This is a genomic window from Streptomyces sp. RKAG337 (assembly GCF_023701715.1).
Taxonomy (GTDB): Bacteria; Actinomycetota; Actinomycetes; order Streptomycetales; family Streptomycetaceae; genus Actinacidiphila.
On the sequence record NZ_JAJOZA010000001.1, the window covers coordinates 229,075 to 254,628 of the forward strand.

General features: G+C 71.8%; 23 protein-coding genes. 8 read left to right on the top strand and 15 right to left on the bottom strand.

Annotated features, from left to right (window positions below; genetic code table 11):
• The first annotated feature begins 13 nt into the window (after positions 1-13).
• The 3 genes from LNW73_RS01065 to LNW73_RS01075 all read left to right on the top strand — a co-directional run bounded on the left by LNW73_RS01065 (position 14) and on the right by LNW73_RS01075 (position 3,646).
• Positions 14-1,576 carry an MDR family MFS transporter gene (locus LNW73_RS01065; RefSeq protein ID WP_250988467.1) on the top strand — a complete coding sequence of 521 codons (1,563 nt, stop codon included), beginning with the start codon at positions 14-16 and terminating at the stop codon, positions 1,574-1,576.
• 2 nt (positions 1,577-1,578) lie between these two features.
• Complete coding sequence (locus LNW73_RS01070; RefSeq protein ID WP_250988468.1) at positions 1,579-3,099, top strand: FAD-dependent monooxygenase; 1,521 nt, start codon at positions 1,579-1,581, stop codon at positions 3,097-3,099.
• Positions 3,100-3,277: 178 nt separating this feature from the next.
• Positions 3,278-3,646, top strand: a complete 369-nt coding sequence (locus tag LNW73_RS01075; protein WP_250988469.1) for a SchA/CurD-like domain-containing protein — start codon at positions 3,278-3,280, stop codon at positions 3,644-3,646.
• A 99-nt stretch (positions 3,647-3,745) separates the two neighbouring features.
• Here LNW73_RS01075 and LNW73_RS01080 read toward each other — a convergent pair whose 3' ends face one another.
• From LNW73_RS01080 to LNW73_RS01090, 3 genes are all read right to left on the bottom strand, one after another.
• Complete coding sequence (locus LNW73_RS01080) at positions 3,746-4,588, bottom strand: AfsR/SARP family transcriptional regulator (protein WP_250979184.1); 843 nt, start codon at positions 4,586-4,588, stop codon at positions 3,746-3,748.
• 21 nt (positions 4,589-4,609) lie between these two features.
• Complete coding sequence (locus LNW73_RS01085) at positions 4,610-5,359, bottom strand: thioesterase II family protein (protein ID WP_308407623.1); 750 nt, start codon at positions 5,357-5,359, stop codon at positions 4,610-4,612.
• A gap of 110 nt (positions 5,360-5,469) precedes the next feature.
• A complete protein-coding gene (locus LNW73_RS01090; RefSeq protein WP_250979182.1) occupies positions 5,470-6,279 on the bottom strand; it encodes an AfsR/SARP family transcriptional regulator in 810 nt (269 codons plus the stop codon).
• Between the two features lie 285 nt (positions 6,280-6,564).
• Between LNW73_RS01090 and LNW73_RS01095 the strand changes: the two genes are divergently transcribed.
• From LNW73_RS01095 to LNW73_RS01110, 4 genes are all read left to right on the top strand, one after another.
• Positions 6,565-6,819, top strand: coding sequence for a hypothetical protein (locus tag LNW73_RS01095; RefSeq protein WP_250979181.1), 255 nt, complete (start codon positions 6,565-6,567; stop codon positions 6,817-6,819).
• 175 nt (positions 6,820-6,994) lie between these two features.
• The gene (locus LNW73_RS01100; protein ID WP_250988470.1) at positions 6,995-9,142 is read left to right on the top strand and encodes a TOMM precursor leader peptide-binding protein; all 2,148 of its coding nucleotides are present in this window, start codon (positions 6,995-6,997) and stop codon (positions 9,140-9,142) included.
• 38 nt (positions 9,143-9,180) lie between these two features.
• Positions 9,181-10,812, top strand: coding sequence for a SagB family peptide dehydrogenase (locus tag LNW73_RS36215; RefSeq protein ID WP_250988471.1), 1,632 nt, complete (start codon positions 9,181-9,183; stop codon positions 10,810-10,812).
• Positions 10,813-10,891: 79 nt separating this feature from the next.
• Positions 10,892-11,995 carry a sensor histidine kinase gene (locus tag LNW73_RS01110; RefSeq protein ID WP_250979178.1) on the top strand — a complete coding sequence of 368 codons (1,104 nt, stop codon included), beginning with the start codon at positions 10,892-10,894 and terminating at the stop codon, positions 11,993-11,995.
• Positions 11,996-12,061: 66 nt separating this feature from the next.
• Here LNW73_RS01110 and LNW73_RS01115 read toward each other — a convergent pair whose 3' ends face one another.
• From LNW73_RS01115 to LNW73_RS01125, 3 genes are all read right to left on the bottom strand, one after another.
• Complete coding sequence (locus tag LNW73_RS01115; RefSeq protein ID WP_250979177.1) at positions 12,062-12,667, bottom strand: response regulator transcription factor; 606 nt, start codon at positions 12,665-12,667, stop codon at positions 12,062-12,064.
• A 169-nt stretch (positions 12,668-12,836) separates the two neighbouring features.
• A complete protein-coding gene (locus LNW73_RS01120; protein ID WP_250988472.1) occupies positions 12,837-14,594 on the bottom strand; it encodes a fatty acyl-AMP ligase in 1,758 nt (585 codons plus the stop codon).
• A 76-nt stretch (positions 14,595-14,670) separates the two neighbouring features.
• Positions 14,671-14,949 carry a DUF6059 family protein gene (locus LNW73_RS01125; protein ID WP_250979175.1) on the bottom strand — a complete coding sequence of 93 codons (279 nt, stop codon included), beginning with the start codon at positions 14,947-14,949 and terminating at the stop codon, positions 14,671-14,673.
• A gap of 208 nt (positions 14,950-15,157) precedes the next feature.
• Between LNW73_RS01125 and LNW73_RS36220 the strand changes: the two genes are divergently transcribed.
• Positions 15,158-16,327 (top strand): cytochrome P450, encoded by a 1,170-nt coding sequence (locus LNW73_RS36220; RefSeq protein WP_250988473.1) that lies wholly within the window; start codon positions 15,158-15,160, stop codon positions 16,325-16,327.
• On the opposite strand, the gene LNW73_RS01135 is transcribed toward LNW73_RS36220, so the two are convergent.
• From LNW73_RS01135 to LNW73_RS36225, 9 genes are read right to left on the bottom strand one after another with little or no spacing between them, the layout of a single operon-like run.
• Positions 16,317-16,799: a DUF4260 family protein gene (locus LNW73_RS01135; protein ID WP_250988474.1), complete on the bottom strand. Its 483-nt coding sequence runs from the start codon at positions 16,797-16,799 to the stop codon at positions 16,317-16,319. The genes LNW73_RS36220 and LNW73_RS01135 overlap by 11 nt on opposite strands.
• Positions 16,799-17,875 (bottom strand): alpha/beta hydrolase, encoded by a 1,077-nt coding sequence (locus LNW73_RS01140; protein ID WP_250988475.1) that lies wholly within the window; start codon positions 17,873-17,875, stop codon positions 16,799-16,801. The genes LNW73_RS01135 and LNW73_RS01140 overlap by 1 nt, the downstream gene beginning before the upstream one ends.
• The gene (locus tag LNW73_RS01145) at positions 17,872-19,143 is read right to left on the bottom strand and encodes an FAD-dependent monooxygenase (protein ID WP_285390398.1); all 1,272 of its coding nucleotides are present in this window, start codon (positions 19,141-19,143) and stop codon (positions 17,872-17,874) included. Before LNW73_RS01145 ends, LNW73_RS01140 begins: the two co-directional genes overlap by 4 nt.
• Complete coding sequence (locus tag LNW73_RS01150) at positions 19,140-19,967, bottom strand: 4'-phosphopantetheinyl transferase family protein (RefSeq protein ID WP_308407624.1); 828 nt, start codon at positions 19,965-19,967, stop codon at positions 19,140-19,142. The genes LNW73_RS01145 and LNW73_RS01150 overlap by 4 nt, the downstream gene beginning before the upstream one ends.
• The gene (locus tag LNW73_RS01155; protein ID WP_250988477.1) at positions 19,960-20,871 is read right to left on the bottom strand and encodes a 2-oxo acid dehydrogenase subunit E2; all 912 of its coding nucleotides are present in this window, start codon (positions 20,869-20,871) and stop codon (positions 19,960-19,962) included. Before LNW73_RS01155 ends, LNW73_RS01150 begins: the two co-directional genes overlap by 8 nt.
• Entirely contained in the window at positions 20,868-21,095 is a 228-nt protein-coding gene (locus LNW73_RS01160; RefSeq protein WP_250988478.1) for a phosphopantetheine-binding protein, read from the bottom strand. The genes LNW73_RS01155 and LNW73_RS01160 overlap by 4 nt, the downstream gene beginning before the upstream one ends.
• 37 nt (positions 21,096-21,132) lie before the next feature.
• Positions 21,133-22,164 carry a 3-oxoacyl-ACP synthase III family protein gene (locus LNW73_RS01165; protein WP_250988479.1) on the bottom strand — a complete coding sequence of 344 codons (1,032 nt, stop codon included), beginning with the start codon at positions 22,162-22,164 and terminating at the stop codon, positions 21,133-21,135.
• Between the two features lie 29 nt (positions 22,165-22,193).
• Positions 22,194-25,142 (bottom strand): type I polyketide synthase, encoded by a 2,949-nt coding sequence (locus LNW73_RS01170; RefSeq protein WP_250988480.1) that lies wholly within the window; start codon positions 25,140-25,142, stop codon positions 22,194-22,196.
• On the bottom strand, positions 25,139-25,540 hold the full coding sequence (locus LNW73_RS36225) for an acyl carrier protein (RefSeq protein ID WP_308407625.1): 402 nt from the start codon (positions 25,538-25,540) through the stop codon (positions 25,139-25,141). Before LNW73_RS36225 ends, LNW73_RS01170 begins: the two co-directional genes overlap by 4 nt.
• Positions 25,541-25,554 lie beyond the last annotated feature (14 nt).

The window sequence follows — 25,554 nt, forward strand, 5'->3', positions numbered from 1 at the left end:
GAAAGGAACGGCCGTGGCCGCCACTCCGATCCCCCGTCACATCAAGCTCATCCTGGCCGGTCTCATGCTCTCGGTCTTCATGGGCATGCTCGACGGCCAGATCGTCGCGACCTCCCTGCCCAAGGTCGTCACCGACCTGGGCGGACTCAATCTGTTCGCCTGGGTGACCACCGGGTACATCATCGCCGCCAGTGTGATCACGCCGCTGTCCGGCAAGCTCGGTGACCTGTTCGGCCACAAGCGGGTGGTCATGGGCTCCATCGGGGTGTTCATGACCGGCTCGCTGGCCTCAGGGCTGGCCGGCTCGATGCACCAGCTCATCGCCTTCCGGGTGCTGCAGGGGCTGGGCGCCGGCGGTCTGGTCACCGGTGTCTTCGCCATCCTCGGCGCGCTGTTCAGCCCCCGGGACCGGGCGAAGTACCAGAGCTACTTCGCCGCGAACTTCGCCGTGGCCGCGCTGGCCGGGCCGGCCGTCGGCGGCATCCTCTCCGACCACCTCGGCTGGCGCTGGGTGTTCTTCATCAACCTGCCGATCGGGATCGCCGCCCTGCTGATGCTGGGCCTGCTGCTCAAGCTGCCGGTCATCAAGCGCAACCCGGTCGTGGACTACCCGGGGATCGCGCTGCTCAGCGGGGCGATCGTCACGCTGATCCTGTTCGCGAGCTGGGGCGGCTCGCGGTACGCGTGGAGCTCCCCGGTCATCATCGGGCTGGGCGCCGGGACCGTGCTGATCGCGGCGCTGTTCATCGCCGTGGAGCGCAAGGCCGTCGAGCCGGTGATCCCGCTGCGGCTCTTCCAGGACTCGACGTTCTCCCTCTGCGCCGCCCTCGGCATCATCGGCGGCGCCGTCTTCCTCGGCTCGGTCAACTTCCTGGCGCTGTTCGCCCAGGGGGTGACCGGCGCGAGCGCCACCGTCTCCGGCCTGGTGCTGCTGCCGATGATGTTCGGCCTGGTCGCCAGCACGATGATCACCGGCCAGGTGATCTCCCGGACCGGCCGGTACAAGTGGTTCCCGGTGGCGAGCATGGCCGTCGGGCTGGTGGGCGTGTCCCTGCTGGCCACCATGACCGCCGACACCAGCCGGGTGGTGGCCTGCCTCTTCATGATCCTGCTGGGGATCGGCTCCGGGCTGTCCCAGCAGGTCCTCACCCTCGCCGCCCAGAACTCCGCCCCGATGCGCGACATCGGCGCCATCACCGGGACGGTGACGCTGGCCCGTCAGGCCGGTACCGCCCTGGGGCTCTCGGTGTTCGCGACCATCTTCTACACCCGGCTGGGACACCAGCTGCCCAAGCACCTGACGCCCGCCCTGGAGGCCGAACTGGCCGGCAAGGGCGGCGCCTCCTCGCTGGCCTCCACCCACGGTCTGTCGCCCGCACTGGCGCACGCCGTCTCCAGCGCCTACGCCGACGCTCTGACACCGGTGTTCATCGCGACCATCCCGCTGCTGGCGACCGGTCTCGTCATCGCCCTGTTCCTCAAGAACGTCCCGCTGCAGAAGGCGGAACGCGGCGCGCCCGCCGCTGCCAAGCCCGAGCCCCAGCTGGCCCACGCCAACGAATCGGACAAGGACTGACTATGGCAACGCCCCATGATGTCGACGTGATCATCGCCGGTGGGGGGCCGGTGGGTGTCTTCCTGAGCGCGGAACTTCAACTGGCGGGCATCCGCAGTGTGGTGGTGGAACGCCTCGCCGAACGGAGCCCCCACTCGAAGGCGTTCGGTCTGCACTCCCGCTCGATGGAGGTGCTGGACCGGCGGGGCCTCATCGACCGGTTCACCGACGGAGCGCGGTCCTGGAGCAACGGGCACTTCGCCGGCCAGGACGTCTGGATCGACTTCAGCGTGCTCGACAGCAGCCACGCCTACGCCCTGCTGGTCCAGCAGACCAGGACCGAGGAGCTGCTCGAGGAGCACGCGCTGCGGTCCGGGGTGGAGATCCGGCGCTCCCACGAGATCACCGGCGTCGACCAGGACGAGGACGGTGTGACGGTCCAGGTCACCGGCGGCGGCGCGGACTACGCGCTGCGCGGCCGGTATCTGATCGGCTGTGACGGCGGCCGCAGTCTGGTCCGCAAGGCGGCCGGCATTCCGTTCCCCGGCCAGGGCGGGCGGGTCACCGCCCGGCTCGCGGACGTGGTCCTGGCCGACGGCGAGAACGCGCCGATGGGCATGGAGCGCACCGAGAACGGCCTGCTGTTCTGTGTCTCCCTCGAAGAGGGGGTGCACCGGGTCGCGACCTTCGACTACACCGAGGAGGGCCGCAAGAGCCCGGACGAGACGCTGACGCTGGAGGAGTTCCAGGACAGCATGCGCAAGGTCTGGGGCACCGACCTCGGGGCCCACGACGCCCGCTGGCTCTCCTGGTTCACGGATTCGGCACGGCAGGCGGAGACCTACCGGCACGGCCGTATCCTGCTGGCCGGCGACGCCGCGCACACCCACTTCCCGGTCGGCGGGCAGGGCCTCAACCTCGGTCTGCAGGACGCCTTCAACCTGGGGTGGAAGCTCGCCGCCGAGATCAACGGCTGGGCACCGGAGGGCCTGCTCGACACCTACAACGCCGAGCGCCGGCCCCCGGCCGAGGGCGTCATCGGCAACACCCTGGCGCAGATCGCGCTGATGAACCCGGACCCGATCGTCACCCCGCTGCGGGACATGTTCAACCAGCTGATGCAACTGCCCGACGTCAACCGGTTCCTGGCCGGCATGATCGCCGGCGTCGACGTGCGGTACCCGCCGCAGGGCGGGACGCACCACCAGCTGGTCGGCGACTTCGCCCGCGACATGGTGCTGAAGGGCGCCGACGGGGAGGTACAGCTGGCGCATCTGCTGCACGACGGGAAGCCCCTCCTGGTCGACCTGGCCGGACAGCCGGAGACCGGTGCGACGCTCGCCCGCTGGGCGGCCGCGGCGGGCGCCGGCGACCGGGTGCGGTCCTACGCCGGGACCGCCGAGGCGGCCCCCGGCCTGGCCGCGCTGCTGATCCGCCCCGACGGCTACATCGCCTGGGCCGCGGACCGTGACGCCACCCCCGGTGAACTGGGGGACGGGCTGTACCTGGCCCTGTCGACCTGGTTCGGACGGCCCTCCGCCTGACCTGTCCTCAGCACCCCGGACCGTCCCCGGCCCCCGCGCGAACCTCTCGTGCGGGGGCCGAGCCGCGCTCCAGTGCCGCGAGAGCGCGAAGGTGACCATTGATGCCGGGGCCGTTCCCGGCCCGCAGCGGCGGGCCCGCCCGGTCCGCCGGCTCCCCTCACCGCCTCGGAGGCCGCCCATGCCGTTCGCCGCCATCACCTACGACATCAAGGCCGGGTACGAGAAGGAGATCGGGGAGATCTTCGGCGGCTTCCGCCGGGTCGGATCGCCGGTCGTGAAGAGCGAGGGTGAGGAGACCACCCGGATCCTCGCCACCGCCGTCTTCATCAGGGACGCCACGATGGTCCGCGTCATCGAGTACGAGGGCGACCTGCAGGACGTCGCCCGCTTCATGGCCTCTCAGCCCGGCGTCCAGGAGGTCGAGCGCAAGCTCGCCCCGTACCTCACCCGGCCGCGCGACACCGGTACTCCGGAGGGCTTCATCGCCACCTTCAACCGGAGTCTGCTCACCTGCCTGACCCAGATCTCGGCGCGCGACGCGACCTGATCCATCAGGCCGCGCCTGCGGCGTGCTGACAGGGCGGCGGCCCCGGTTTCCCGGGGCCGCCGCCCTGTCAGCACGCCGGTCGTCGTACCCCTCCGGCCGTCAGCCGGCCCGCACCACCCGCAGTGGTCCCCCGCCGGGCAGCGACCCGACGGAATCGCATTCGAGTCCCGGGTCCGACGCCAGCATCGCCTGCTGCAGTTCCTGCAGCGCCGAGGACGGGTCGAGGCCCAGTTCCCTGCCCAGCACGACCCGCATCCGGTGGTAGGCCTCCAGAGCGCCGCCCCGGCGGCCGGCCCGGTACAGGGCGAGCATCAACTGGCCCTGCAACCGCTCGTGCGTGGGGTGCTGGGCGGCCAGCCCGGCCAGTTCGCCCAGGATCTCGTGGTGCCGGCCGAGCCGCAGATCGGCCTCGATGCGCTGGCTGAGGATGCTCATCCGCGATTCCTCCAGCCGGGTCACCTCCGCCTCCAGCAGCGGGCCGACCTGTACGTCCACGAGCGCCGGGCCGCGCCACAGGGCGAGCGCCTGCTGGAACAGCACCGCCGCTCCCGCGTGGTCACCGGTCTCCAGAGCACGGTGGCCGGCGCCCGCCAGCCGCTCGTACTCCACCGAGTCCACGACGCCGCCCTGGGTGTCGAGCAGATAGCCCCCGGCCTCGGTGACCAGGACGCTCTTGGCGCCGAGCGGAAGGTCGGGCTGGTCCTCCCCGGCGAGCGCTCTCGTGATCAGGTTCCGTATCTGCAGGATGTAGGTCTGCAGGGTGGTCTGCACACTGCGTGGCGGATTGCCGCCCCACAACTCCTCGATCAGCGAGCTCACCGAGACCACCCGGTCCGGCTGGAGGGCGAGCAGGGCGAGCACCTTGCGGGGCTTGATCGCGGTCGGGACGACGGAGAGTCCCGCCTGCGTCACCCGGCAGGGGCCAAGTACACCAATGTCCATCTTCTCGGCTCCTCTCGAGCGTCAGACGGCCGGTTCCAGCGGGCGGCGCTCATCGAGCACGTCGCGCAGCAGTCCGGCCAGGTCGGCGTCCCTCACGAACAAGTGGTCCCCGGGCACCGAGCCCGTCCGGAATCCCTCGGGCGCGTAGCGGGACCAGGCGTGTACCGCACCGGGCGATACCAGCAGGTCGTCCTGGCCGGACACGGCCAGTACGGGGCACGGGAGCGGATCGCCCGCCGCGGCCCGCAGGCTGCGGGCGAGCAGCAGATCGTCGCGCATGATCGTCATGGTCAGCCGCAGCCACTGCGGCCGGTCGAGCAGCTGGCTGGAGATACCGCCGGAGGCCTTCATCACCGAGAGCACTCCTTCCTCGGAGACGTCCGCGCCCTCGAGCACCGGCATCCCCAGATGCGGTGCGGAGCAGGCTCCGACGGCCAGCACCTCCGGCGGGCGTCCGCCCGCCCGGTGGTGATGGAGCGCGAAGGAGTACGCCACGAGAGCGCCGAGACTGTGCCCGTAGAAGGCATACGGCCGGTCGAGCAACGGACCCAGTTCTGCTTCCAGCTCCCGCGACAGTTGCTCCCCGTCGACGACGCGTTCTTCACGCAATCGCGTCTCGCGTCCGGGAAGTCGTACCGGGATGACGGAAATGTCAGAGCCGAAACGATTCTGCCATCGCGCGAACGACAAGGCGCCGCCCCCCGCATGATGGAAACAGAATAGCCGCAGCCTGGCGGCCGATTTAGGCCTCACCGCCAGATATCCACCCACAGCTGACCGCCTCCTGGACTTGTCCCGCCCACATCCGGACGGATGCCGCGATCGTCCACAGGCCGCCTGGAAAGCGACTTGACGCAGGCTGGAGGCGGTGGCGCCGGCTCTCAGCCGATACTCGACACCCCGACGACCGCGCCCGAAGGAACCCCGTCGAGTACCGGGTCCGCCGAGAGAATCGCCCGCTGCAACCGCTGTACCCGGGCGGAGGGCTCCAGGCCCAACTCGTCCACCAGGCCCGACCGCAGCCGGCGAAAGGCCTCCAAAGCCTGCGAGGGCCGGCCGCACCGGTATAAAGCGAGCATGAATTGCGCGTGCAGATTCTCGTGCAACGGGAATTCTGCGGTGAGACCGGCCAGTTCGCCCAGGAGTTCATGGTGCCGGCGCATGGCCAGATCAGCGTCGAGCCGGCGCTCCAGCGCCGCGAGGCGGCTTTCCCGCAGCCGCATCACCTCGACCTCGAGCAGCGTCCCGTGCTGCAGGTCGACCAGTGCAGGTCCCCGCCACAGGTTCAGTGCCTCGCTCAGCCGGCGGGACGCCCGAGCGGCGTCCCCGGCCTCGTATGCCGCGTACCCGGCCACCGTCAGCTGGTCGAACTGCCAGGCATCGACGGCGGATGCGTCCATGCTCAGCTGGTAGCCGCTGTGCCGGGTGGCCAGTACGTCCTTCGCCCCCGTCACCGACCCGAGTGCCGCGCTCAGTTTCCGGCGCAGCTGCAGGATGTAGGTCTGCAGCGTCGTCGGCGCACTGCGCGGCAGATCGGATCCCCACAGCTCCTCCATCAACCGGGCGACAGTCACCACGTGGTTGGCGTTGAGAGCGAGAACGGCCAGGATCTGCCGCGGCTTGGCGGCGCTGGGCACAATCGAAGTGCCGGCTTCACTCGCCGTCAATGGTCCCAAGACGTTGATCTCCACAGGTGCCGTCCTCTCCCCGTTCCACGCCGCCGTTGTGTCGTCTCGACCCGGCGATCGCTGCGCACATAGGAGCACGAGCAAAGGTTCCCACCTAGGGGATCGGACTGAACAGTGAGATCTTCACGGGTTTCAGGGGGAGCACCGGAATCCGAGATCATGAAATCTTCACATGAGTTCCGTGACCGACCCACTGTTCGCTGCCCAATTTTCAGCCGCACACTCCTCGGTGTACGGCCAGGAACGCATCCACAGGCCGTCGACACGCCTCAGAACTGGAGAACGAGAATGGACGCAATAGAGCAGGACTGGCGCTTCGCGGAGCTGGTGGCGCTCAGTTGGATCGAGCCGGACTTAAGCATCCGGTACGCCCAGAACCCCTCCCAGGTGCTGGCCGAGTTCGGCCTGCACGTCGACGGCGACGGCAGTACCCCTGACCTGCCGCCGGCGCCGGAACTGGCACTCGTCATCGAGGACTTCGCCGCCGCATCGACGGCAAAGGCGTGCACCGGCTGCGTGGGCTGCAAAATAGCCGCCAACTGAGCCAATAAAACCGGACAGGCATGAGGGGGATGCTGCTGTGACCGAGTTCAAGGCTCATTTGCGCGCTGAAGTGATTCCGGGTGAGGGTACTTATCTCTTCTCGGAACGGGACGTGAAGATGATCGACTGTCCTCAGTTGGAGCTGGTTGCTCCGCTCATGGACGGCCGCCGGGGATTGAACGAGATAATCCGGGACGCCTCACGGGAACTCGCTCCTGAACAGATCGGATACGTGTTGGCGCAACTCGCCAATGCCGCACTGGTCGACTTCCGGCGTACCGCACGCACGCTGGAGAACCCGGCCAGGACAGGCCTCGCGTTCTGGGAACTGGCCGGACTCGACGGTGCTCGGACCGCTGCCCGGCTCGCGGACGGATCCGTCCGCATCCTCACGGTCGGCGCGGTCGACGGCAGTGCGGTGCGGGCCGCTCTGCAGGCCACCGGGCTGTCGGTCGACACCACCTCGGCGGTCGCCGGGTCGAGCTGCGAGATTCCGCGCACCGACCTCTCCGTCGTGGTCTGTGACGACTACCTGGCCAGTGAACTGGCCGCCGTCGACACCGCACACCGCGCGGCCGGCCGGCCGTGGCTGCTCGCGAAGCCGCACGGGGCCGACATCTGGCTCGGCCCCGTATTCCAGCCGGGTGAGGGCCCGTGCTGGAACTGCCTCGCCCACCGGCTGCGCGGTCACCGGGAAGTGGAGAACCACGTTCAGCGCACTCTGGGCCGTTCCGGTCCGCTGCTGATTCCGCAGGCCTCGATACCCCCGAGCCAGGGGGTGGGACTGCACATGGTGGCGCTCGAAGCGGCGAAATGGATGGCGGGACACCGCTATCACGGGCAGCAGTCCGTCCTCACCCTGGACAACTTCACGATGACGGCCCGTCATCACGCGGTACAGCGCCGTCCGCAGTGCACCCACTGCGGTGATCCGGCACGCAGCACCGAACGGATCGGTCGTCCGCTGCCACTGCGTTCGCGCACCAAGGCGTACGCGAACGGCAGCGGCGACCGGTCCGCCTCCCCGGAGAACGTGCTGGCCCGTTACCGGTCGCACGTCAGCCCGGTGACCGGGGTGGTGAGTCAGCTCGGCCCCGACCCGGCCGCGCCACCCGGACTCCAGGTGTACCGGGCGGGGCACAACATGGCGCTGGGGACGCCCGGTCTGCGCTCGTTGCGGCAGGGCTTCCGCGGCATGAGCGCCGGCAAAGGCGTCACGTCGGTGGAGGCCGAGGTCGGGGCGCTGTGCGAGGCGCTCGAGAGATTCTCCGGTGTCTTCACCGGCGAGGAGCTGCGGGTCCGCGATTCACTGCGGAACCTCGGCGACCGGGCCATCCACCCGAACCGCTGCCAGCTCTTCGACGAGCGGCAGTACGCGGACCGGGACGGCTGGAACGCGACGCACGGCGACTTCCACCAGGTGAACCAGGTGTTCGACGCCGACGCGGAGGTGGACTGGACTCCCGTCTGGTCCCTCACCGAGCGCCGGCAGCGGCTGCTGCCGACCAGCCTCATGTACTACAACACCCCCGGGGCGTCCGGCCGCGGCTTCTGCTCGGCCGACTCCAACGGCTGTGCGGCCGGCAGCAGTCTGGAGGACGCCATCGTCCAGGGGTTCCTGGAACTCGTGGAGCGCGACTCGACGGCGCTGTGGTGGTACAACCGCACCTGCCAGCCGGGGCTCAGTCTCAGCGCGTTCGAGGAGCCCTGGATCGCGGAGCGGCGCGCGCTGTACGCGGGCCGCAACCGCGAGGTGTGGGCCCTGGATCTGACCGCCGACTTCGGCATCCCCACGGTGGCGGCCCTGTCCCGGCGCACGGACAAGGAGGACGAGGACATCGTGATCGGGCTCGGCGCGCACTTCGACATGCGGGTCGCGCTGCGCCGGGCGCTCACCGAACTCGACCAGATGCTGCCCTACGTCATGAACGCCCGCCCGGACGGCCAGGGTTACGACTGCACCGGCGACGACATCCTGGAGTGGTGCCATACGGCCACCGTCGCCAATCAGCCGTATCTGCTGCCCGATCCGGGGGCTCCGCTGCGCACTCCGGGCGACTACGCGTACGCCGCCCGCCCGGATCTGCTCGACGACGTCATGGCCATCCAGCGCATGGTGGAGGCCAAGGGCATGGAACTACTGGTCCTGGACCAGACGAGGCCCGACATCGGCCTGCCGGTCGTCAAGGTCATCGTGCCGGGACTGCGCCACTTCTGGGCCCGTTTCGCACCGGGCCGCCTGTACGACGTCCCGGTTCTGCTGGGCCGTCGCACGACGCCACTGGGGTACGAGAAACTGAATCCGGTTCCTCTCTTCCTCTGACATCGCGTCCGTACCACCGCAGCTGAAGGAGACCCCCTGTGCACCCAGAACCACGCCCCGACGTAGGCACCGACCTGCGCAGGGTCTCCTTGTGGTCGCTACGGGAGGACGTCCATCTGGAACGGGCGTCCTCCGCCGGCGGGGCGGTGCTGCACAGCCGGTGGGGTGATGTGATGGTGGCCGGCTCCGACGAACTGGTCTACGAGTCACTGCGCAGGATGAGCTTCGGACCTGTCGATCTGGAGAACATCCTGCGCGCCACCCCCCGGCCGTACGCCGAGATCACGGCGAGCGACCGGGCCCGGCTGCTGGCGTTACTGGACAGCATCTCCTACCTCGTCGTCCGCTCGCTGGGTCTGGACGACACAGAACCGCAGCTGCTGGACATGGTCCCGATCGCGCGCGGCGCCCGGCTGGACATCCGGTCGGTGCCGCCCGACCAGCCGCTGCGGCTCTCCCGGTTCGCGGTACTGCAGACCAGGGACGAACTGCTGGTCCTGGAGTCCGCGCTGTCCCTGCACCGGGCGCAGTTCCACCGGCCCGAGGCCGCCTGGGTGGTCGGGGTGCTCGGCAAGGCCACCACTCTGAAGGCCGCGACGGCCGCGCTGCCGGTCGCGGACGGCGTCGTCGCGGACATCGTCGCCTATCTCACCGCCGCCGGCATGGTCACACTCGGCGAGCACGACGAGAACGGCGCGGTGGTCTTCGCCGAGGACCACGATCCCTCACTCATCACCTGGACCCCGAACGAGCTGCTCTTCCACACCCGTACCCGGCTCGGCCGGCACGACGGCGACTTCGGGGCCACGTTCCCCTACCTCGGCCAGTTGTCCCCGGAACCGGCCGTCAAGAGCGCTCCGGACGGGGAGCGTATCCCGCTGTTCCGGCCCGATCTCGACGCGGTGCTGGCGGCCGACCCGCCGCTGACCGCGGTGCTGGAGACCCGCCGGTCCACCCGTACCTACGCGGAGGAGCCGCTCAATGAACGACAGTTGGGCGAGTTCCTCTACCGGATAGCGCGGATCCGTTCGCTGTACAGCAGTATCGGTCTGGAGCCCGCCTCCTATCCCGCCAGTAGCCGGCCCTATCCAAGCGGCGGATCGGCCTATGAGCTGGAGTGCTACATCACGCTCAGCCGCTGCGCGGGACTGGCGCCCGGCAATTACTACTACGACCCCTACGGCCACTGTCTCGTACAGCTGGACGACCCGTCGAACTCGGCCGCCGAACTCCTGGCGCATGCGAGCGCCGCCGCGGGTATGACCACGACACCCCAGGTCCTCATCACCATCACCGCCCGCTTCCGCAGGCTGTCCTGGAAATACAGCGGTATGTGGTACGCCCTCGCGCTCAAGCACGTGGGCGTGGTCCAGCAGACGATGTGCCTGGTGGCCACCGCGATGCGGCTCGCTCCGCTGCCGCTGGGCAGCGGCGACATCGAAACGTCCGCCCAGGCGTTCGGTCTTGACTGGCGCGAGGAATCGAGTATCGGCGAGCTGCTGCTCGGCCCGCTGGCACCGGACGACACCACCGCCGCGGCAGAAAGTGCCATGGGCTACCCGGTCAATGACAGCGATTGGGGCGACAGATGCGCGGCAACAGCAATTCAAGTTCATCCCGTAGCGAGTAGTCTTCCGGCACGGCCTGGTGCTCAGCACGATGACCGCTGATCCATTGCTGCAGGGGAGACAAGTAATGGTCGGTGCACGGGGGCAGGTAGAACACGATCTGTCAGGTGGCGACATTCCTGTGCCCCGGCTCGGCCGGGTCATCGTCGCGCTGACGACGTTCGGTTATCTGGCGCTGGCGATATCGAGCATGTTGGGACGGCATGTCGCGACGCGTGACATCGCGTTGGGGATCCCGATACTGATCCTGCTGTTCCTGCTGCAGAATCTGCACTCGCTGCCCAATCGCGGTGGAGCCAGACCTCGTTACTGGATCTGGACGCTGTCCGCGCAGGGCCTGCTCACCTACATCCCCTTCCTGATCTTCAAGGAGAGCTGGGTGGGGATGCCCGGCTTCTTCTCCGGGTCCCTGCTGCTCTGGATACCCGGCGCCGCCGGTTGGATCAGTGCGGGAACGGTGTCGGTCACGCTGTTCCTGATCGAGAAACAGCTCGGCGCCGATTCGTTCACCTCCTTCTACTACGGCTGCGGCGCCGCGATCATCGGCCTGTCGATCTTCGGGCTGACCCGGCTCGTGGACCTGCTCGTCGAGGTGCAGCGGGCCCGCGCCGAACTCGCCCGGCTGGCGGTGGCGCAGGAGCGCGACCGGGTCGCCAGGGATCTGCACGATCTGCTCGGCTACAGCCTCTCCGCGATCACCCTCAAGGGAGAGCTCGTCTACCGGCTCGTGAACAGCCAGCCGGAGCGGGCCTGCGAGGAGATCTCCACGATGCTGGCCATCTCCCGTCAGGCGCTGTCCGATGTGCGCATGGTCGCCAGCAGATACCGCGACATGTCGCTGGCCGCCGAGATAGCCGCCACCCGGGCCGTGCTGGTCTCGGCCGACATCGCCACCGTGGTGACGGTCGACTGCGGGCCGCTGGAGGACCGGGTCAACACGGTGCTGTCCACCGTGCTGCGGGAGGGCGTGTCGAACCTGCTGCGGCACAGCAAGGCGCAGCACTGCGTCATCGAAGTGGTTCTGGACAAGGGCGTGGTGCGCCTGCGGCTGGAGAACGACGGGCTCAACAGCTCGCCTCCGGTCGCGACCCGGCGGGACGGCCGAGGGCTCGACAACCTCTGTACGAGACTCGGTGAACTGGGCGGCACGCTCAACGCCGCGGCGGCCGAGGACGGCTGGTTCCGGCTGGTCGCGCTGGTACCGCTGGCCGGCGCGGCGGCGTAGCAGACCGACGGTCCGGTGCGCGCGGCGGCCGGCGGGGCGGTCCACCCACCGCCCCGCGTCCGGTCGTTACAGCCAGCCCGCGTCGCGGGCGATCCTGATGGCGTCGACCTTGTTACGCGCGTTGAGCTTGGCGAGGATGGTCGTCAGATAGTTGCGCACGGTGCCGACCGACAGGAACAGCCGGGCGGCTATCTCCACCGCCTCCGCGCCGTTGGCGGTCAGCCGCAGGACCTCGACCTCGCGCCGGGTGAGCGGGTTCTCGCCGGTGTCCCAGGCCGCCAGGGCGAGATGGGAGTCGATCACCCGCTCCCCCGCGCGCACACTGCGGATCGCCTGGGCCAGTTTGGCCGGCGGCGCGTCCTTGAGGATGAATCCGGAGACATGCGCGTCCAGGGCCCGGCGGAGGTTGCCGGGTCTGCCGAGGCTCGTGAGGATCAACGTCCGGCAGGACGGCATCTGCTGATGCAGTTCCGCGGCGGCGGTCAGACCGTCGATGCCCGGCAGATCGATGTCGATCACCGCTACATCGGGGCGCATCCGGACGGACGTCGGCACGATCTCGTCCCCGGACTCCACCTCGGCGATGACCTTGATGTCGACCTCGAGGTTCAGCAGGGCGACCAGCGCACCGCGGACCATGTGCATGTCCTCCGCGAGGAGAACGTGAATCATGCGTCGCGCCTCCCGGCTCCCAACTGCCCACTTCCGGGTGACAGGATCGCAGATTTGGCCACGTTCAGCACACGGATGAGCAGATTACGTGGAGGGCAGGTGCCCAAGAGCGCAGGATATGACGTCCGGACCATGACGAGGACGTGGCCGGGACCGGCCGGGAACCGGCTCAGCCGTGCCGCACCAGACGCTTCAGGTCCGGGTCGACCACCTCGTGCAGCGGCCGCAGCCGGTCGGCGAGGAACAACTGCCGCATGGCGGCGCGCTGCAGCTTGCCGCTGGTGGTTCTGCGTACGGTCCCGGGCCTGACCAGCACCACGTTGCGCACCGGCATCGCGAACTCCCGCGACACCATCTGCTGCACCTGCGACACCAGGCCGGCCAGGTCGGCGTCGAAGGTGCGCCCGGACCGTACCTCCTGGACCACCACCACGTGCTCGCGGTCGGAGTCGACGGCGAAGACCACCGTCGAGCTGAACAGGGCGCTCACCCGCTGCACGGTGCGCTCCACGTCCTGCGGGTACAGATTGCGCCCGGCGACGATCATGACGTCCTTCAGCCGCCCGGTGACGAACAGCTCGCCGTCCCGCACCACTCCGAGGTCCCCGGTGCGCAGGAAGCCGCTCTCCCCGCTCGCGGTGACCGCCTGGAAGGCGTACGAGGTCTCGGCGGGCCGGTTCCAGTACCCCTGCGCGACGCTGTCGCCACGGATCCAGATCTCGCCTATGGCGCCGGGCATCTTCACCCGGCCGCTCTCCGGGTCGACGATCCGCAGGTCGAAGTCCCGGACCAGACCGGAGCCGACGAGGGTGCGGACGGGCCGGCCGGGCGTGGGGTCCTCCAGCCGGTGGCGCTCCAGCGCGGCGGCGTCCACCGGGAGTTGGGGCGCCCGGCTGCCGGGGATGCCGCCGGACACCAGCAGCGTCGCCTCCGCCATCCCGTAGCAGGGGTAGAGCGCCGAGGGGTCGAGACCGGCGGGCCTGAACTTCTCGGCGAAGGCGCAGAGCGTCTCGGCCCGCACCGGCTCGGCCCCGTTGACGGCGTTCTCCCAGCGGGAGAGGTCCAGTTCGGCGACCTGCTCGTCGGTGACGCGCTGCACGCACAGCTCGTAGGCGAAGTTGGGGCCGCCGCCGGTGGTGATCCCGTACTCGGAGACCATCTGCAGCCAGCGCACCGGACGCCGTACGAAGCTCATCGCCGGCATGATCACGCCCTGTGCGCCCAGCCACAGCGGGTGCAGCAGATGGCCGACCAGGCCCATGTCGTGGTGGAAGGGCAGCCAGCCGCCGATCCGGGACCGGGCGCCGGTGCCCATCGCCCGCTGGATCGCCCGCTGGTTGGCGAGCAGATTGCGGTGCGAGATCATCACGCCCTTGGGCTCGCTGGTGGAGCCCGAGGTGTACTGCAGGAAGGCCAGGTCGTCCAGCGAGAGGTCCGGGCGCCGCCAGTCGTCCGGGTCGGCCGGCGCGATGGCGTCGGCGGGCAGCGCGTCGGTCGCCAGGCACACCACGTCGCCGTGGCCGGCCTCGGCCAGCAGCTGGGAGATGACCGGCGCGTGCCGGGAGTCGGTGAGCGCGAACGACGCGGCGGAGTCCTTGACGATGCCGACGACGCGTTCGATGTGCCGGCGGGTGCCGCCGGGCGGCGGGGCGGGCACCGCGACCGCTCCGGCGTACAGACAACCGAGGAAGCAGGCGATGAACAGCGGACCCTGGTCCTGCAGTATCAACACCCGCTTGCCGGCCGCGTTGTGGTCCTGCAGCCAGGCGCCCAACCGCCGGGCCTCCCGGTCGAGCCGGCCGTAGGAGATCCGGTCGACCGTCGCGGCCCCGTCCCTGGCCTCCCCGATGAAGGCGAAGGCCTCTTGGCCGGTCCGCGCCTCGGCCTGCTGCCGCACTAACTCTGCGAAGTCCGCTTGTCCAGACAAGGCTGCTCCCCCGTTGGCGTCGCCGTACGGGGTCAGAATGGGCGCGTCGCCTCAAACTCGCCTCGAACCTGAGTGGTCAGGAGCGTTCGAACCCGTGCACAAGGCCCAGCTGGCGGGCCGCCTCGCGTTCGAAGGAGCTCAGCGGGACATCCGGACGGAGGGCCTCCGGGTGCCCGGCGACGGGACCGCCGAAACTCGGCACGGGCTGGCGCTGCTGTTGCCGTCCCAGCCCCGCGGTGCGGCCCGACGGGTAGAGGTACGGGGTGATGGGCACGTAGAACGTCCCGTAGGTCACCAACGCCCGGTAGACCGGGCCCAGGAAGTAGGTGACAGACCACTTGGCGAGCTGGCTCATCTAAGGCCTCCGTGGGATTCCGCGCCTCTGTCCGGCGCTGCGTCCATGGTGTCCGCGACCGCTCAAGGACGACTCCAGCACGAGTCATGGAAGTTCTGATCCGCTGCCACCGGATTTCCTTGACGGGACGTCGACCGGATCACGAGCCCCCCGGCGGACGCTCGGCCGGGGCGCGCTCCGGCGCTCCACCGCCCCGAGGAGTGTCACTGTGACCACCTACCCGCCGCCCCGGCCGTCCGCGACGCAGGTGCCACCGGCCTACCAGGAACTCCGCGCGGGCTGCCCGGTCGCCCGGGTCACCCTGCCCAGCGGCGACCCGGGGTACCTGGTGAGCCGTTACGAGGACGTCCGTGAAGTGCTCGGCGGCGCCGACTTCAGCCGTGCGGCCACCGTCCTCCCGCAGGCCCCGAAACTGACCGCGATGCCGTTCGACGCCGGTGGTCTGTTCACCCTGGACCCGCCCGAGCACACCCGGCTGCGGGCTCTGGTCACCGCCGAGTTCACCGCGGGCCGGGTGCGCGCGCTGCGGCCGCGGATCGAGCAGGCCGCCGAGCGGCTCGTCGACGGGATGATCACCGAGGGCGAGGGCGTCGACCTCATCGGCGCCTACGCGTTCCCGCTGCCTGCCTTCGTCATCTGCGAGCTGCTGGGCGTGCCCTACGAGGACCGGGACCGCTTCCGCGGCTGGTCCGACGCGCTGCTGTCGCTCACCGCGCACTCACCCGAGGTGATGCGGGCCAACCGCGACGAACTGGTGGGGTATCTCGCGGACCTGGTCGGCGCCAAGCGCCGCGAGCCCGGCGACGATCTGCTCAGCGCGCTGGTGCAGGCGCACGACGAGCACGGCAGCCTCAGCCATCTGGAACTGCTGACGATGGCGATGACGCTGCTGGTCGCCGGGCACGAGACGACCGCCGGAATGATCGGCACCTGCGTGTTCACCCTGCTGCGCGAGCCGGACGGCCTCGCGACGCTGCTGCGCCGGCCCGCCTCCGTGGTGGAGGAGCTGCTGCGCCACAACCCGATGGGCGACGGCGGCCCGCTGCGGGTGACCCTGCGCGACACCGAGGTCGCGGGCGTGCCGATCCCCGCCAACAGCGCCGTCATCGCCTCGATCTGCTCCGCCAACCGCGACGAGCGGGTCTTCCCGGACGCGGACACCTTCCACCCCGGCCGGCCCGGCCCGTCGCATCTGGCGTTCGGTCACGGCGTCCACCACTGCCTGGGTGCGCCGCTGGCCCGCGCCGAACTGGAGATCGCGCTGACGACGCTGGCGCGCGCGCTGCCGAAGCTGCGGCTGGCCGTTCCCGAGCAGGACATCACGATGCACACCGGACTGCTGGTGAACCGGCTGACGGCGCTGCCGGTCACCTGGTGACGTGGCCGGCCGCGTCCCGCGGTCCGTAACCGCAGGCGCGGTCCCAGCCGATGTGCCCGAGCCAGGCCAGACCCGCGACCGCGAGGCGGCGGCGCCCGGTGAGCGCCGCCGCCGTCAGCAGGACGGCCGGGACCGCGGGCGAGTGCAGCAGGTTGTACGGGCGCACCGCGTAGGACGGCATCCGGTGCCAGGTGGGCGCGCCGGCGATGCCGATCAGCAGGGCGGTGTCCGGCGCCACCGCGCAGAACCACAGCACCTTGTCGCGTGTCCCGCCCAGCGCCACCGCCCCGCCCAGCGCGCTCAGGCCCACCGCCAGGCTGACCGCCCGCCCGGCCGGGTGGCGGTGCGCCCAGGTGGCGGGAGCGCCGCTCCAGCGGGCTGTGGCGGGGGCGGGTGCCCGGTCCGGGACGCGGCCCCGCGAGGCGGTGGGCGCGACCGGCGGGACGGTTCCGCTGCCGGGGTTCGGGGGCATCAGGCGGCTTCCGGTACCGCGCCGGGCGCCGCCGGTGCGGCGGCGGCGAGCGCGGCCCCCAGCAGCAGTCCGCGGGTGTGGTCGAGGTGGGCGGGCGCACCGTGCACGTCGTCGAGGACCGTCACCTCGCCCGGGACGGCCGCCCTGCGGAGCACGGCGGCCTCGCCCAGCGGCACGATCTCGTCGCGCAGGGCGGCGATGTAGTGGACGGGGATCCGCAGCGCACCGAGCTCCTGGTCGGTGAGGCCCCAGCCACGGGTGTACCCGAAGACGAGGGACGGCGGGACGCCGGTGGTGTGGGCCAGCGCGGCGAGGGTGGTGCGGGGCACCTGGCGCTGCCAGGCCTCGTCCTCGAAGAACAGCCGCAGCGGGGCACCGACGGTGGCCACACAGGCCAGCCGGGAGTCCACCAGGGCGCAGCGCAGCGCGAGATGGCCACCGAAGCTGAGCGCGATGGCGGCGGTGCGGCCGACATCGGCGCGGCCGGACAGCGCGTCGAGGATCGCGGAGAGCATGCGCGGGGAGCGCGGCCCGTACGGCACGGTGTTCTCGCCCACGCCGGGCAGTTCGGTGACGGCGAGCGCGACGCCGAACGCCTCGGCGTGCACCAGCAGCGGCGCCCACTGCTCCTTGACGCTGACGATGCCGCCCATGACGACGATCAGCGGTTTCGGGTCGGTGGCCGACAGCCCGGCGGTCCAGCAGACGGCGGTGCCGTCCTCGAGAGGGACCTCCAGCCGCTCGATGCCGGCGTTCTGTTCCGCGCGCCAGGTGTCGAACGCCGCGACACAGCGGCGCTGGGCCTCCTGGCGGGGCGCGTCCCCGGGGTAGGGGAAGCGGGCCATCGCGTAGTGGCGGGAGGCCTCCAGGTGCAGTCCCTGGCCGGCCAGCCGGTCGCCCTCCGCGCACCAGACGCGTCCCCAGGAGCGCGCACGGTCGCCCCACGGCTCGGTGATCCGGGCCAGCAGCTCCTGGGCGGCGCCGGGTTCGATGCCCTGGGCCTGTGCGTGCAGCAGGGACAGCCCGCGCAGTTCCTCCAGGCCGATGGCGTCGTCGGCACCGAGCCGTGTGGTCATGTCCGTGCCTCCTGCTCGTGCTCGTCGTGGTCCTCGCGCCGTGCGCCGCGGGCCCGTTCGGCCCGCTGGTCGGCGAAGTACGCCGGCTCCAGCATCCGGGCGCGCAGCCGGGCGGAGCCGTCGAGCGCCCGGTAGACGCCGCGGCGCACCGCCACGGCGGCCGGGGCCGACCAGGTGAAGATCCGCTCCTGGCGCAGTTGCAGCCGCCGGGAGCGGGCCACCTCGCGGGACCGCTGTCGCTGGAACTGTGCCGTGGCGCGGTCGAGTCCGGCTGGTTCCCCGCTGTGGAGCGCGGCGGCGGCCAGCGGCGCGAGGGCCGCCGCGTCGGCGAGGGCGTGGTTGACGCCCTGCCCGAGGACGGGCGACAGGGTGTGCGCGGCGTCGCCGATCAGTACGGCGCCCGGCGCCGACCAGTGCGGCACGGTGGTGCTGAAGATGTCCAGCAGCGCGGTGTCGGACCAGTCCCGCAGCGTCTGCCGGGCGGGCGCCGCCAGTTCGGGGGCGAGCTCGCCGAGCCGCTCGTGCAGCGCGTCCAGTCCTGACCTGCGCAGTTCGCGCAGCCCGCCCTTGGGGATGTTGAGGCCGACCCGGACGGTGCCGCCGGAGTCGGGGAGCAGCAGGGCGTGCCGGTCGCCGCGGATCCGGATCCGGTAGGCCGCGTCCGTCCACTCGGCGGGGCGCGGCAGCCGCATCCAGATCACGTCCCGGTCCAGCGGCCGCACGTGGGCGTCGAGTTCGGCGAGTTTGCGGATCCTTCCGTAGCGGCCGTCCGCGCCGACGGTGAGCCGGGCGCGGATCTCGCACTCCGCCCCGCCGGGCCCGGCGGCCCGCACGCCGGCGGTCCTGCCGTCCGTGGACAGCAGGCCCTTGGCGGTCCAGCCGCGCAGCATCCGGAAGCCGTCCTGGCGCTCCGCCGCGGCCTCGATCTCGGCGAGCAGCAGGGACTGCGGGATCTCCAGCGGGAAGCGGTACGGATAGGGGAAGGACTCGAAGCCGACGTCGAGTACGGTCCTGCCGCCGTCGGCGACCTCCAGCCGGCGCACCGGCAGGGCGATGGCGCGCAGCGGTTCCAGGACGCCGCAGCGGTCCAGCAGCCGGACGCCGTCCGGGGACAGCGACTCGCCGCGGAAGTCGCGGCGGCCGCCGGCGGAGCGTTCCAGCACGGTCGTGCGCACCCCGAGCCGGACCAGTGCGAGGGCCAGCGCGAGTCCGGCCGGCCCGCCGCCGACCACGACCACGTCGGTCCCGGCGGGCGGCGGGGCGGTCATGCCGCCACTCCGGCTCCGGTCAGCGGCACGTCCGTCGCGGCGGTGGCCTCGGCGGCCGGCTGCGGCGCCTCGGCCGGCTGGTGCAGCAGCGCGGTGACCAGGCCCTCGTCGAGCATGGTGCCGGCCCGGGTGTCGTCGGTGTCGCCGAATCCCGCGTCGTACAGCGCCCAGCTGGCGGTGTAGCGGCCTTCGACGCGGCAGGTGCCGAACGCCCACTCCTCACCGGTGCCGGGCGAGCCGTCCGGTCTGAGCACTTGGACCGGATGCCCGCTGGGGCCGAAGCCGAACTCGTTGAACCGGAACCGCATGCCCTGGCCGATGGCCTTGCTGTACGCCTCCTTCAGCGTCCACAGCCGCACCATCTCCTGGTTGCGGTCGCTCTCCCTGACCTGGGACAGCATGGTGCGCTCGTACGGGGTGCACACCTGCCGTTCGATGCCGGAGACCAGCATGGAGCGGTCCTCCAGCTCGGCGTCGACTCCGATCCAGCCGCGCCGGGTGATGCCGACCAGCAGCAGTTCCTCGGTGTGGCTGAGGCTGATGTCGATCTGGTCGCAGCCGCGCAGATAGGGGCGGCCGCCGGGCTTGTAGGCCAGCTCCACGGTGGCGGGCGGGGCCTGGATCGCCTGTGCCGCCACGTGTTTGAGCAGCAGCCGGGAGGCGGCGAAGCGCTCCCGCACATGGTGGTGGCGCATCGCCTGGTAGCGGTGCCAGTCCCGGCCGAGCACCGGGCGCAGCTCCGGGTCGTCGAGGTTCTCGGGCACCCAGTCCGACAGCAGGGCGTGGACCATGACGCTGCCGCGCTCGTTCAGCGCCTCAACCACGCGGTGCCACGGGCCTTCCGGACTGGTCACCCTGATGGGCCGGCCGATCACCGGAACGGCGTTGGGGGGCGTCCCACCCCCCGGGAAGAGCGGCATCGCATGCCTCCAGGAGTAGTGCCAGGTCGTCCAGTACGTCGGCGGCCGCCGCGCCGTCGAGCACGCGGTGGTCGAAGGTCAGACCCAGGCGCAGCACCGGCGCCACGGCGACTCGCGTCGCACGGGCCACCGGAACCTCGGCGATCCGGCCCGCGGTCAGGGTGACCGCGGTACCACCGTAGGAGTGGAAGGTGTCCACCCTGCGGTGGCCGAGAGAGCTGACCGCCACGGTCCCGAGCAGCTCGGCCCGGCGGGCCCGGCTGCTCACGGCCGTCCGGAAGGCGAGGTGCCCGAGCGGCGGTGGCAGCCGGCCGAGCCGGCGCACCCCCTCCGCTCCGGGCAGGTCCTCGGCGGCTCCGTTCCGGTAGCGGTCGACGAGTTGCTGGATTCCGGCCAGGTCCAGCCGGTCCACGTCGGGCAGCACCGCCACCCGCACCGCGCGCCGGCCCTCGTCGGCGGTTCCGCTGTCGAGGGCCAGCTTCGCGTGCACCCGTTCGTAGCGCAGGGTGCGCGGCACGATCCCGCCGGCCGTCGTCGCGTTGGCCTCCGGGTGGTCGGCCAGTACCCGGCCGGCGGCGTACAGCAGATAGCTCACGACGGAGTACCGGCGGCCCTCGGCACGGGCCGCGGCCCGGTGTGCCTGGACGCCGGTCATGTCGATGTCGGCGCCCAGGTGTACGGGGGCGGCGGCGCGGGCCCACCGCAGGAAGTACCGGGTGTGGCGGCGGGCCCGGTCGGATCGCGCGGTGTCCTGGCGGGTCGCGGCCCGGCCGGTCCCGGCCTGACCCGAGGCGGCCTGGGGCGTCACAGCCCCACCGCCAGCGCGTGGATCTCGGCGAGGCTGCCGGCCGTGACGAGCTCGGCGACCGGCAGCGGCCTCCCGGCCTCCTCCTCCAGTACCGCGACGAGCCGGAACAGCAGCAGCGAGTCCCAGCCCGGGAGCGCGTCCAGCGGTGCCCCGGCGTCCTCCGGGCGCAGGAACAGGCCCAGTTCCCGGTTGAGCAGGGTGATCATGTCCTCGACTCCTGTCACTGTGCCTCCTCCTTCATTCGGTTGTGCCGCACGGTCCTCATGACGCCTCCAGGGCGAAGCCGGCCGATATCCACCGGCTGGACTCGACGCAGGCGCACAGCGCCCGCGCGCCCGGGGTCAGCAGCGGCAGCAGTTGTTCCAGCTGGCTCATGACGAGGGCGTTCCCGGTGTTCCCGGTGTCGGCGACGCAGGAGATCTCGACGGCCTTCTCGACCCCGAGCCGCTCGCGGAGCGCCGCGGTGATCCGCCGGGTCATCAGACCGCCGAGCTGCGGCGGCAGCAGATAGCCGAGTTCGGACGCGGACCAGCCGAGGGTGTCCAGCAGATCGGCGCAGACCCGCTGCGCCAGTTCCGGGACCAGGCACTCGACGGCCTTGTAGTCCTCGGAGACCGGCGGCAGCGCGCTGTCGCGGTCGGCCGCCCCGTACCACTCGACGTGCTGGCCCGGCGGCTGGCCGGGCAGAGCGAGCCGGTTCCCGAGCCCGTGGAAGGCGGCGCTGCCGGGGGCCGGGGCGGCGCTCACCACGGCGGCGCCCGCGCCGTCGCCGAAGATCACGTAGTTGACGAGCTGGGCGGGTGGCATCCGGCGGAAGTCCTGCTCCAGATCCAGGTGTTTGGCGCAGACGTCCCCGCCGAGCACCAGTCCGTACGGCCCGCCGCCGGACCCGGCGGGTTCCTGGGCGAGCAGCGCCTCGGCGAGGGTGAACGCCTGGACGGCGCCGGAGCAGCCCGACTGCAGCTGATAGGCGGGGATGCCGGCGGCGCCCAGCCGGTCCGCGACGACGGCGGCCGTGGTGGGCATCAGGGAGTCCGGGGTCGCGGTGGCCAGCACCACGAAGGAGAGGTCGCGCACGGTCAGTCCGGCCCGCTCCAGACCGCGGACGGCGGCCTGTTCGCACAGGTCGGCCAGCAGACAGCCGACGCCGCCCGCGAGGTCCACGGCGAAGTGCCGGGTCCGGGTGCCGATGAACATCTCCACCCACTCGGCGGACAGTCCGAGCCGCCCGGCCAGCGCGTCGTTGCCGATCGCCGGGCCGGGCAGCGCGGTGGCCGCCGAGAGCAGGTGCATGCCGGGCTCCGAGGGCGGGCGCCCGGTCATCAGGCGGGGACCCGGGCGAGCTGCTCACGCAGATAGCCGATGAGGGTCGTGACCGAGACCAGGCTCGACATCATCTCCGGGATCGACAGCTCGCCCAGCGCCGGTACCGCCTCCTCCAGCCGGTACTTGAGCTCCATGAACATCACCGAGTCGAAGCCCAGGTCGTCGTAGAACCGGTCGTCGTCGCGCAGGGTGCCCTCCTCGGCGCCGGTGATCCCGGCGACCGTCTCGCGCACCGCCTCGGCGAGGCCGCCGCCGTCGTGCTCGGGTGCCCGTGGGCCGGAGTCGGCGCGCACCAGCGACAGGACCGGGCTCCCCGGTTCGCCGGCCGGCGCCGCCGCGGGCCTGGGGGGCTCGTGCCAGAACCGGGCCGTGGTGTCGAAGCTCTGCGGTGCGAGCCGGGCGTGGACCTGGTCCTCGGGGCGGTAGAGCCGCTCCCAGCGGATGTCGACGCCGGCGGTGTAGAGCGCGGCGGCCGCCTCGGCCGCGGTCAGCGCGCCGCTCTGGGCGTCGCGGACCACCGAGATCCCGGGCAGCGCGCTGCCACCGGGCAGCCGCCGGGCGAGCGGCAGCAGGACGGGCTTGGGGCCGAGTTCGACGAGGTGCGTGACGCCGGAGCCGAGCAGCGCGGCGGCGGCGTCGGCGAACCGGACGGTGCCGGTGATGTGCTCGCACCAGTAGTCGGCGTCGAGCGGCCGGCCGGCGAGCAGTCCGCCGCGGACGGTGGAGAAGAACGGCAGTCGCGGCTCGCCCGCGGTGATCCGGTCGGCCGTCGTGCGGAAGCCGGGCAGCACCGGGTCCATCAGGACCGAGTGGAAGGCGTGCGAGACCTTCAGCGGGGTGCAGCCGACGCCGCGCGCGCCGAGCTGTTCGCGGATCCTGCCGATGGCCGTCAGATCACCCGACAGCACGGACGCGGCGGCGCCGTTGGCGGCGCCCAGGCCCACCAGCGGTTCGCCCGCGAGGACTTCGCGCAGGTCGTCGGGGTGCGCCCGTACCGCGAGCATCCCGCCGCCCTCCGGCAGCGCCTCCATGGCGGTGCCGCGGGCCGCGACGAGCGCCGCGGCGTCCTCCAGGCCGAGCGCGCCCGCGGTGACGGCCGCCGCGAACTCGCCGATGCTGTGGCCCAGTACGGCGCCGGGCCGCACTCCCAGCTCCTCCAGGTAGCCGGCCAGCGCGTACTGCACGGCGAAGACGGCGGGCTGGGTCCAGCCGGTGCGGTGCACCCGTTCGTCGCGGCCGAGCAGCAGTTCGGTGATCGATCCGCCGAGGTGCGGTTCCAGGGCCAGGGAAGCCTCGTCGAGGTGGCGCCGGTAGAGCGGCGACTCGCGGTACAGCCGGCTGGTCATCCCCGGGTACTGGGCGCCCTGGCCGGTGTAGAGGAACGCCACGACCGGGGGTTCCGGCGGTTCCGGCACGCCCTCCCCCGCCTCCGCGGCGGCGTCGAGCGCGGCGGCGAGCCCGGCGGTGTCCTCGGCGGGGATCGCGATCCGGTACGCCATGCCGGTACGGGTCAGGTTGCTGGTCCAGCACAGCGGGGTGACCGGCTCCTGGGCGCGCGCCGCGAGCGAGCGGGCCTGGACGACGAGGTTGCGGCGCAGCGCCTCGGCGTTGGGCGCGGTCAGGGTGAAGACCCCTGGATGCTCGCCGTCTTCGGCGTCCCGGTCCTCCGGGACGGGAGGAGCCGTCGGGCGGGGTGCGGAGGACAGCACCACATGGGCGTTGCTGCCGCCCATGCCGAAGCTGGAGACGGCGGCGAGCATCTCGCCCTCGGGCAGCGGCAGCGGTTCGGTCAGCAGCCGCAGGCCGTGCGCCGCCAGGTCGAGTCCCGGGTGCTCGCCGCCCGCGGTCCTGACCGGCGGGACCAGCCGGTGCTCCAGCGCCAGCACGGCCTTGATCAGGCCCGCGATGCCCGCCGCGCCCTCGGCGTGGCCGATGTTGCCCTTCACCGAGCTGATCGCGCACGGTTCCGGCCGCAGTCCGCCGTACACGTCGCCGAGCGCGCGGGCCTCGATGAGGTCGCCGACGGGGGTGCCGGTGCCGTGCGCCTCGACCCAGCCGATCCGCTGCGGCTCGACCCCGGCCCGCCGGCAGGCGGCCTGGATGACCTCGCGCTGGGCGCGCCGGGACGGGGCCATGATGCCGTTGCTGCGGCCGTCCTGGTTGACGGCGCTGCCCAGCAGCAGCGCACGGACCGGCCGGCCCGCTTCGCGGGCGCCCGCCAGCCGCTGCAGGACCACCGCGCCGACGCCCTCGGCCCGGCCGATGCCGTTGGCCTGCGCGCCGAAGGGCTTGCAGCGGCCGTCCGGGGCGGCGAGCCCGGACTGCCCGTAGATCTCGTCCAGGACGTCGGACATCACCAGGTTGACCCCGCAGGCCAGGGCGATGTCGCATTCGCCGGACAGCAGCGCGCCCATCGCGAGGTGCACGGCGATCAGCGCGGAGGAGCAGGCGGAGTCGACGGTGAGGCTGGGGCCGCGCAGGTCCAGCTGGTACGAGAGCCGGTTGGCGAGGATCGCCCGGCCGGCGCCGGTGCCGGTGCGCGGGGTGATCGCCGCGTCGTCGGCCAGCCGCAGCCGGGACCAGTCGTCGGCCATCGCGCCCACGTAGATGCCGGTGCCGCTGCCGGCCAGGTCCCTGGGGTTGACGCCGGCGTCCTCCAGGGCGCGCCAGGCGGTCTGCAGCAGCAGTCGCTGCTGCGGGTCCATGGCGGCGGCCTCGGCACGGCCGATGCCGAAGAAGGCGTGGTCGAACGCGTCGGCGTCGTCGATGAATCCGCCGTCGGGCCGGGCCGCGGGCCCGCTCGCCCGCCGGGTGTCCCCGACCCGGCGGGAGGCGGGTCTCGGCCCGACCCCGTCGGCTCCGGCGGCGAGCAGGTCCCAGTACGCCCCCGGGTCGGGGGCCCCTGGGAAGCGGCAGTCCAGGCCGAGAACGGCGATCGGGTTCACCGCGGTCCACCTCCCGGGGTGTTCCGCGTCCAGCCCGCCGTCCCGGGGGTGTCGCGGGGGTCGCTCGGGTCGCCGCCCGCCTGGTTCCCGCCGATCGGTTCACCGTAGGGGGCCTGCGTCAGCGGGCCGGTGGCGCTGCGGGCGGACTCGGAGGCCAGATAGCGGGCGAGGGACTGCACCGTGGGGTGGTCCCAGGCCACCGTCGGCTCCAGGTAGAGCCCGAAGGCGTCCTCGATGTCACCGAAGATGCTCAGCGCGGCGACCGAGTCGATGCCGTACTCCGCGAAGGGCACGCTGATGTCGATGTCCGCCGGGGGGCGCCGCAGGTACTGGCCGAGCTTCTCCAGGAGCCACCCGCGGAACTCCCGCTCCTCGACGGCGCTGCCGGGAACCACCATGTCCGACTCCTCTT

Coding starts and splice junctions, on each gene's coding strand:
- LNW73_RS01135 (WP_250988474.1), bottom strand. CDS start 16,799: ATGCCCCCGAACCCCGGCAGCGGAACCGTCCCGCCGGTCGCGCCCACC.
- LNW73_RS01145 (WP_285390398.1), bottom strand. CDS start 19,143: ATGACCGCCCCGCCGCCCGCCGGGACCGACGTGGTCGTGGTCGGCGGC.
- LNW73_RS01165 (WP_250988479.1), bottom strand. CDS start 22,164: ATGCACCTGCTCTCGGCGGCCACCGCGCTGCCCGGCCCGGCGATCGGC.
- LNW73_RS01140 (WP_250988475.1), bottom strand. CDS start 17,875: ATGACCACACGGCTCGGTGCCGACGACGCCATCGGCCTGGAGGAACTG.
- LNW73_RS01125 (WP_250979175.1), bottom strand. CDS start 14,949: ATGAGCCAGCTCGCCAAGTGGTCTGTCACCTACTTCCTGGGCCCGGTC.
- LNW73_RS01080 (WP_250979184.1), bottom strand. CDS start 4,588: ATGGACATTGGTGTACTTGGCCCCTGCCGGGTGACGCAGGCGGGACTC.
- LNW73_RS01095 (WP_250979181.1), top strand. CDS start 6,565: ATGGACGCAATAGAGCAGGACTGGCGCTTCGCGGAGCTGGTGGCGCTC.
- LNW73_RS01070 (WP_250988468.1), top strand. CDS start 1,579: ATGGCAACGCCCCATGATGTCGACGTGATCATCGCCGGTGGGGGGCCG.
- LNW73_RS01075 (WP_250988469.1), top strand. CDS start 3,278: ATGCCGTTCGCCGCCATCACCTACGACATCAAGGCCGGGTACGAGAAG.
- LNW73_RS36225 (WP_308407625.1), bottom strand. CDS start 25,540: ATGGTGGTTCCCGGCAGCGCCGTCGAGGAGCGGGAGTTCCGCGGGTGG.
- LNW73_RS01115 (WP_250979177.1), bottom strand. CDS start 12,667: ATGATTCACGTTCTCCTCGCGGAGGACATGCACATGGTCCGCGGTGCG.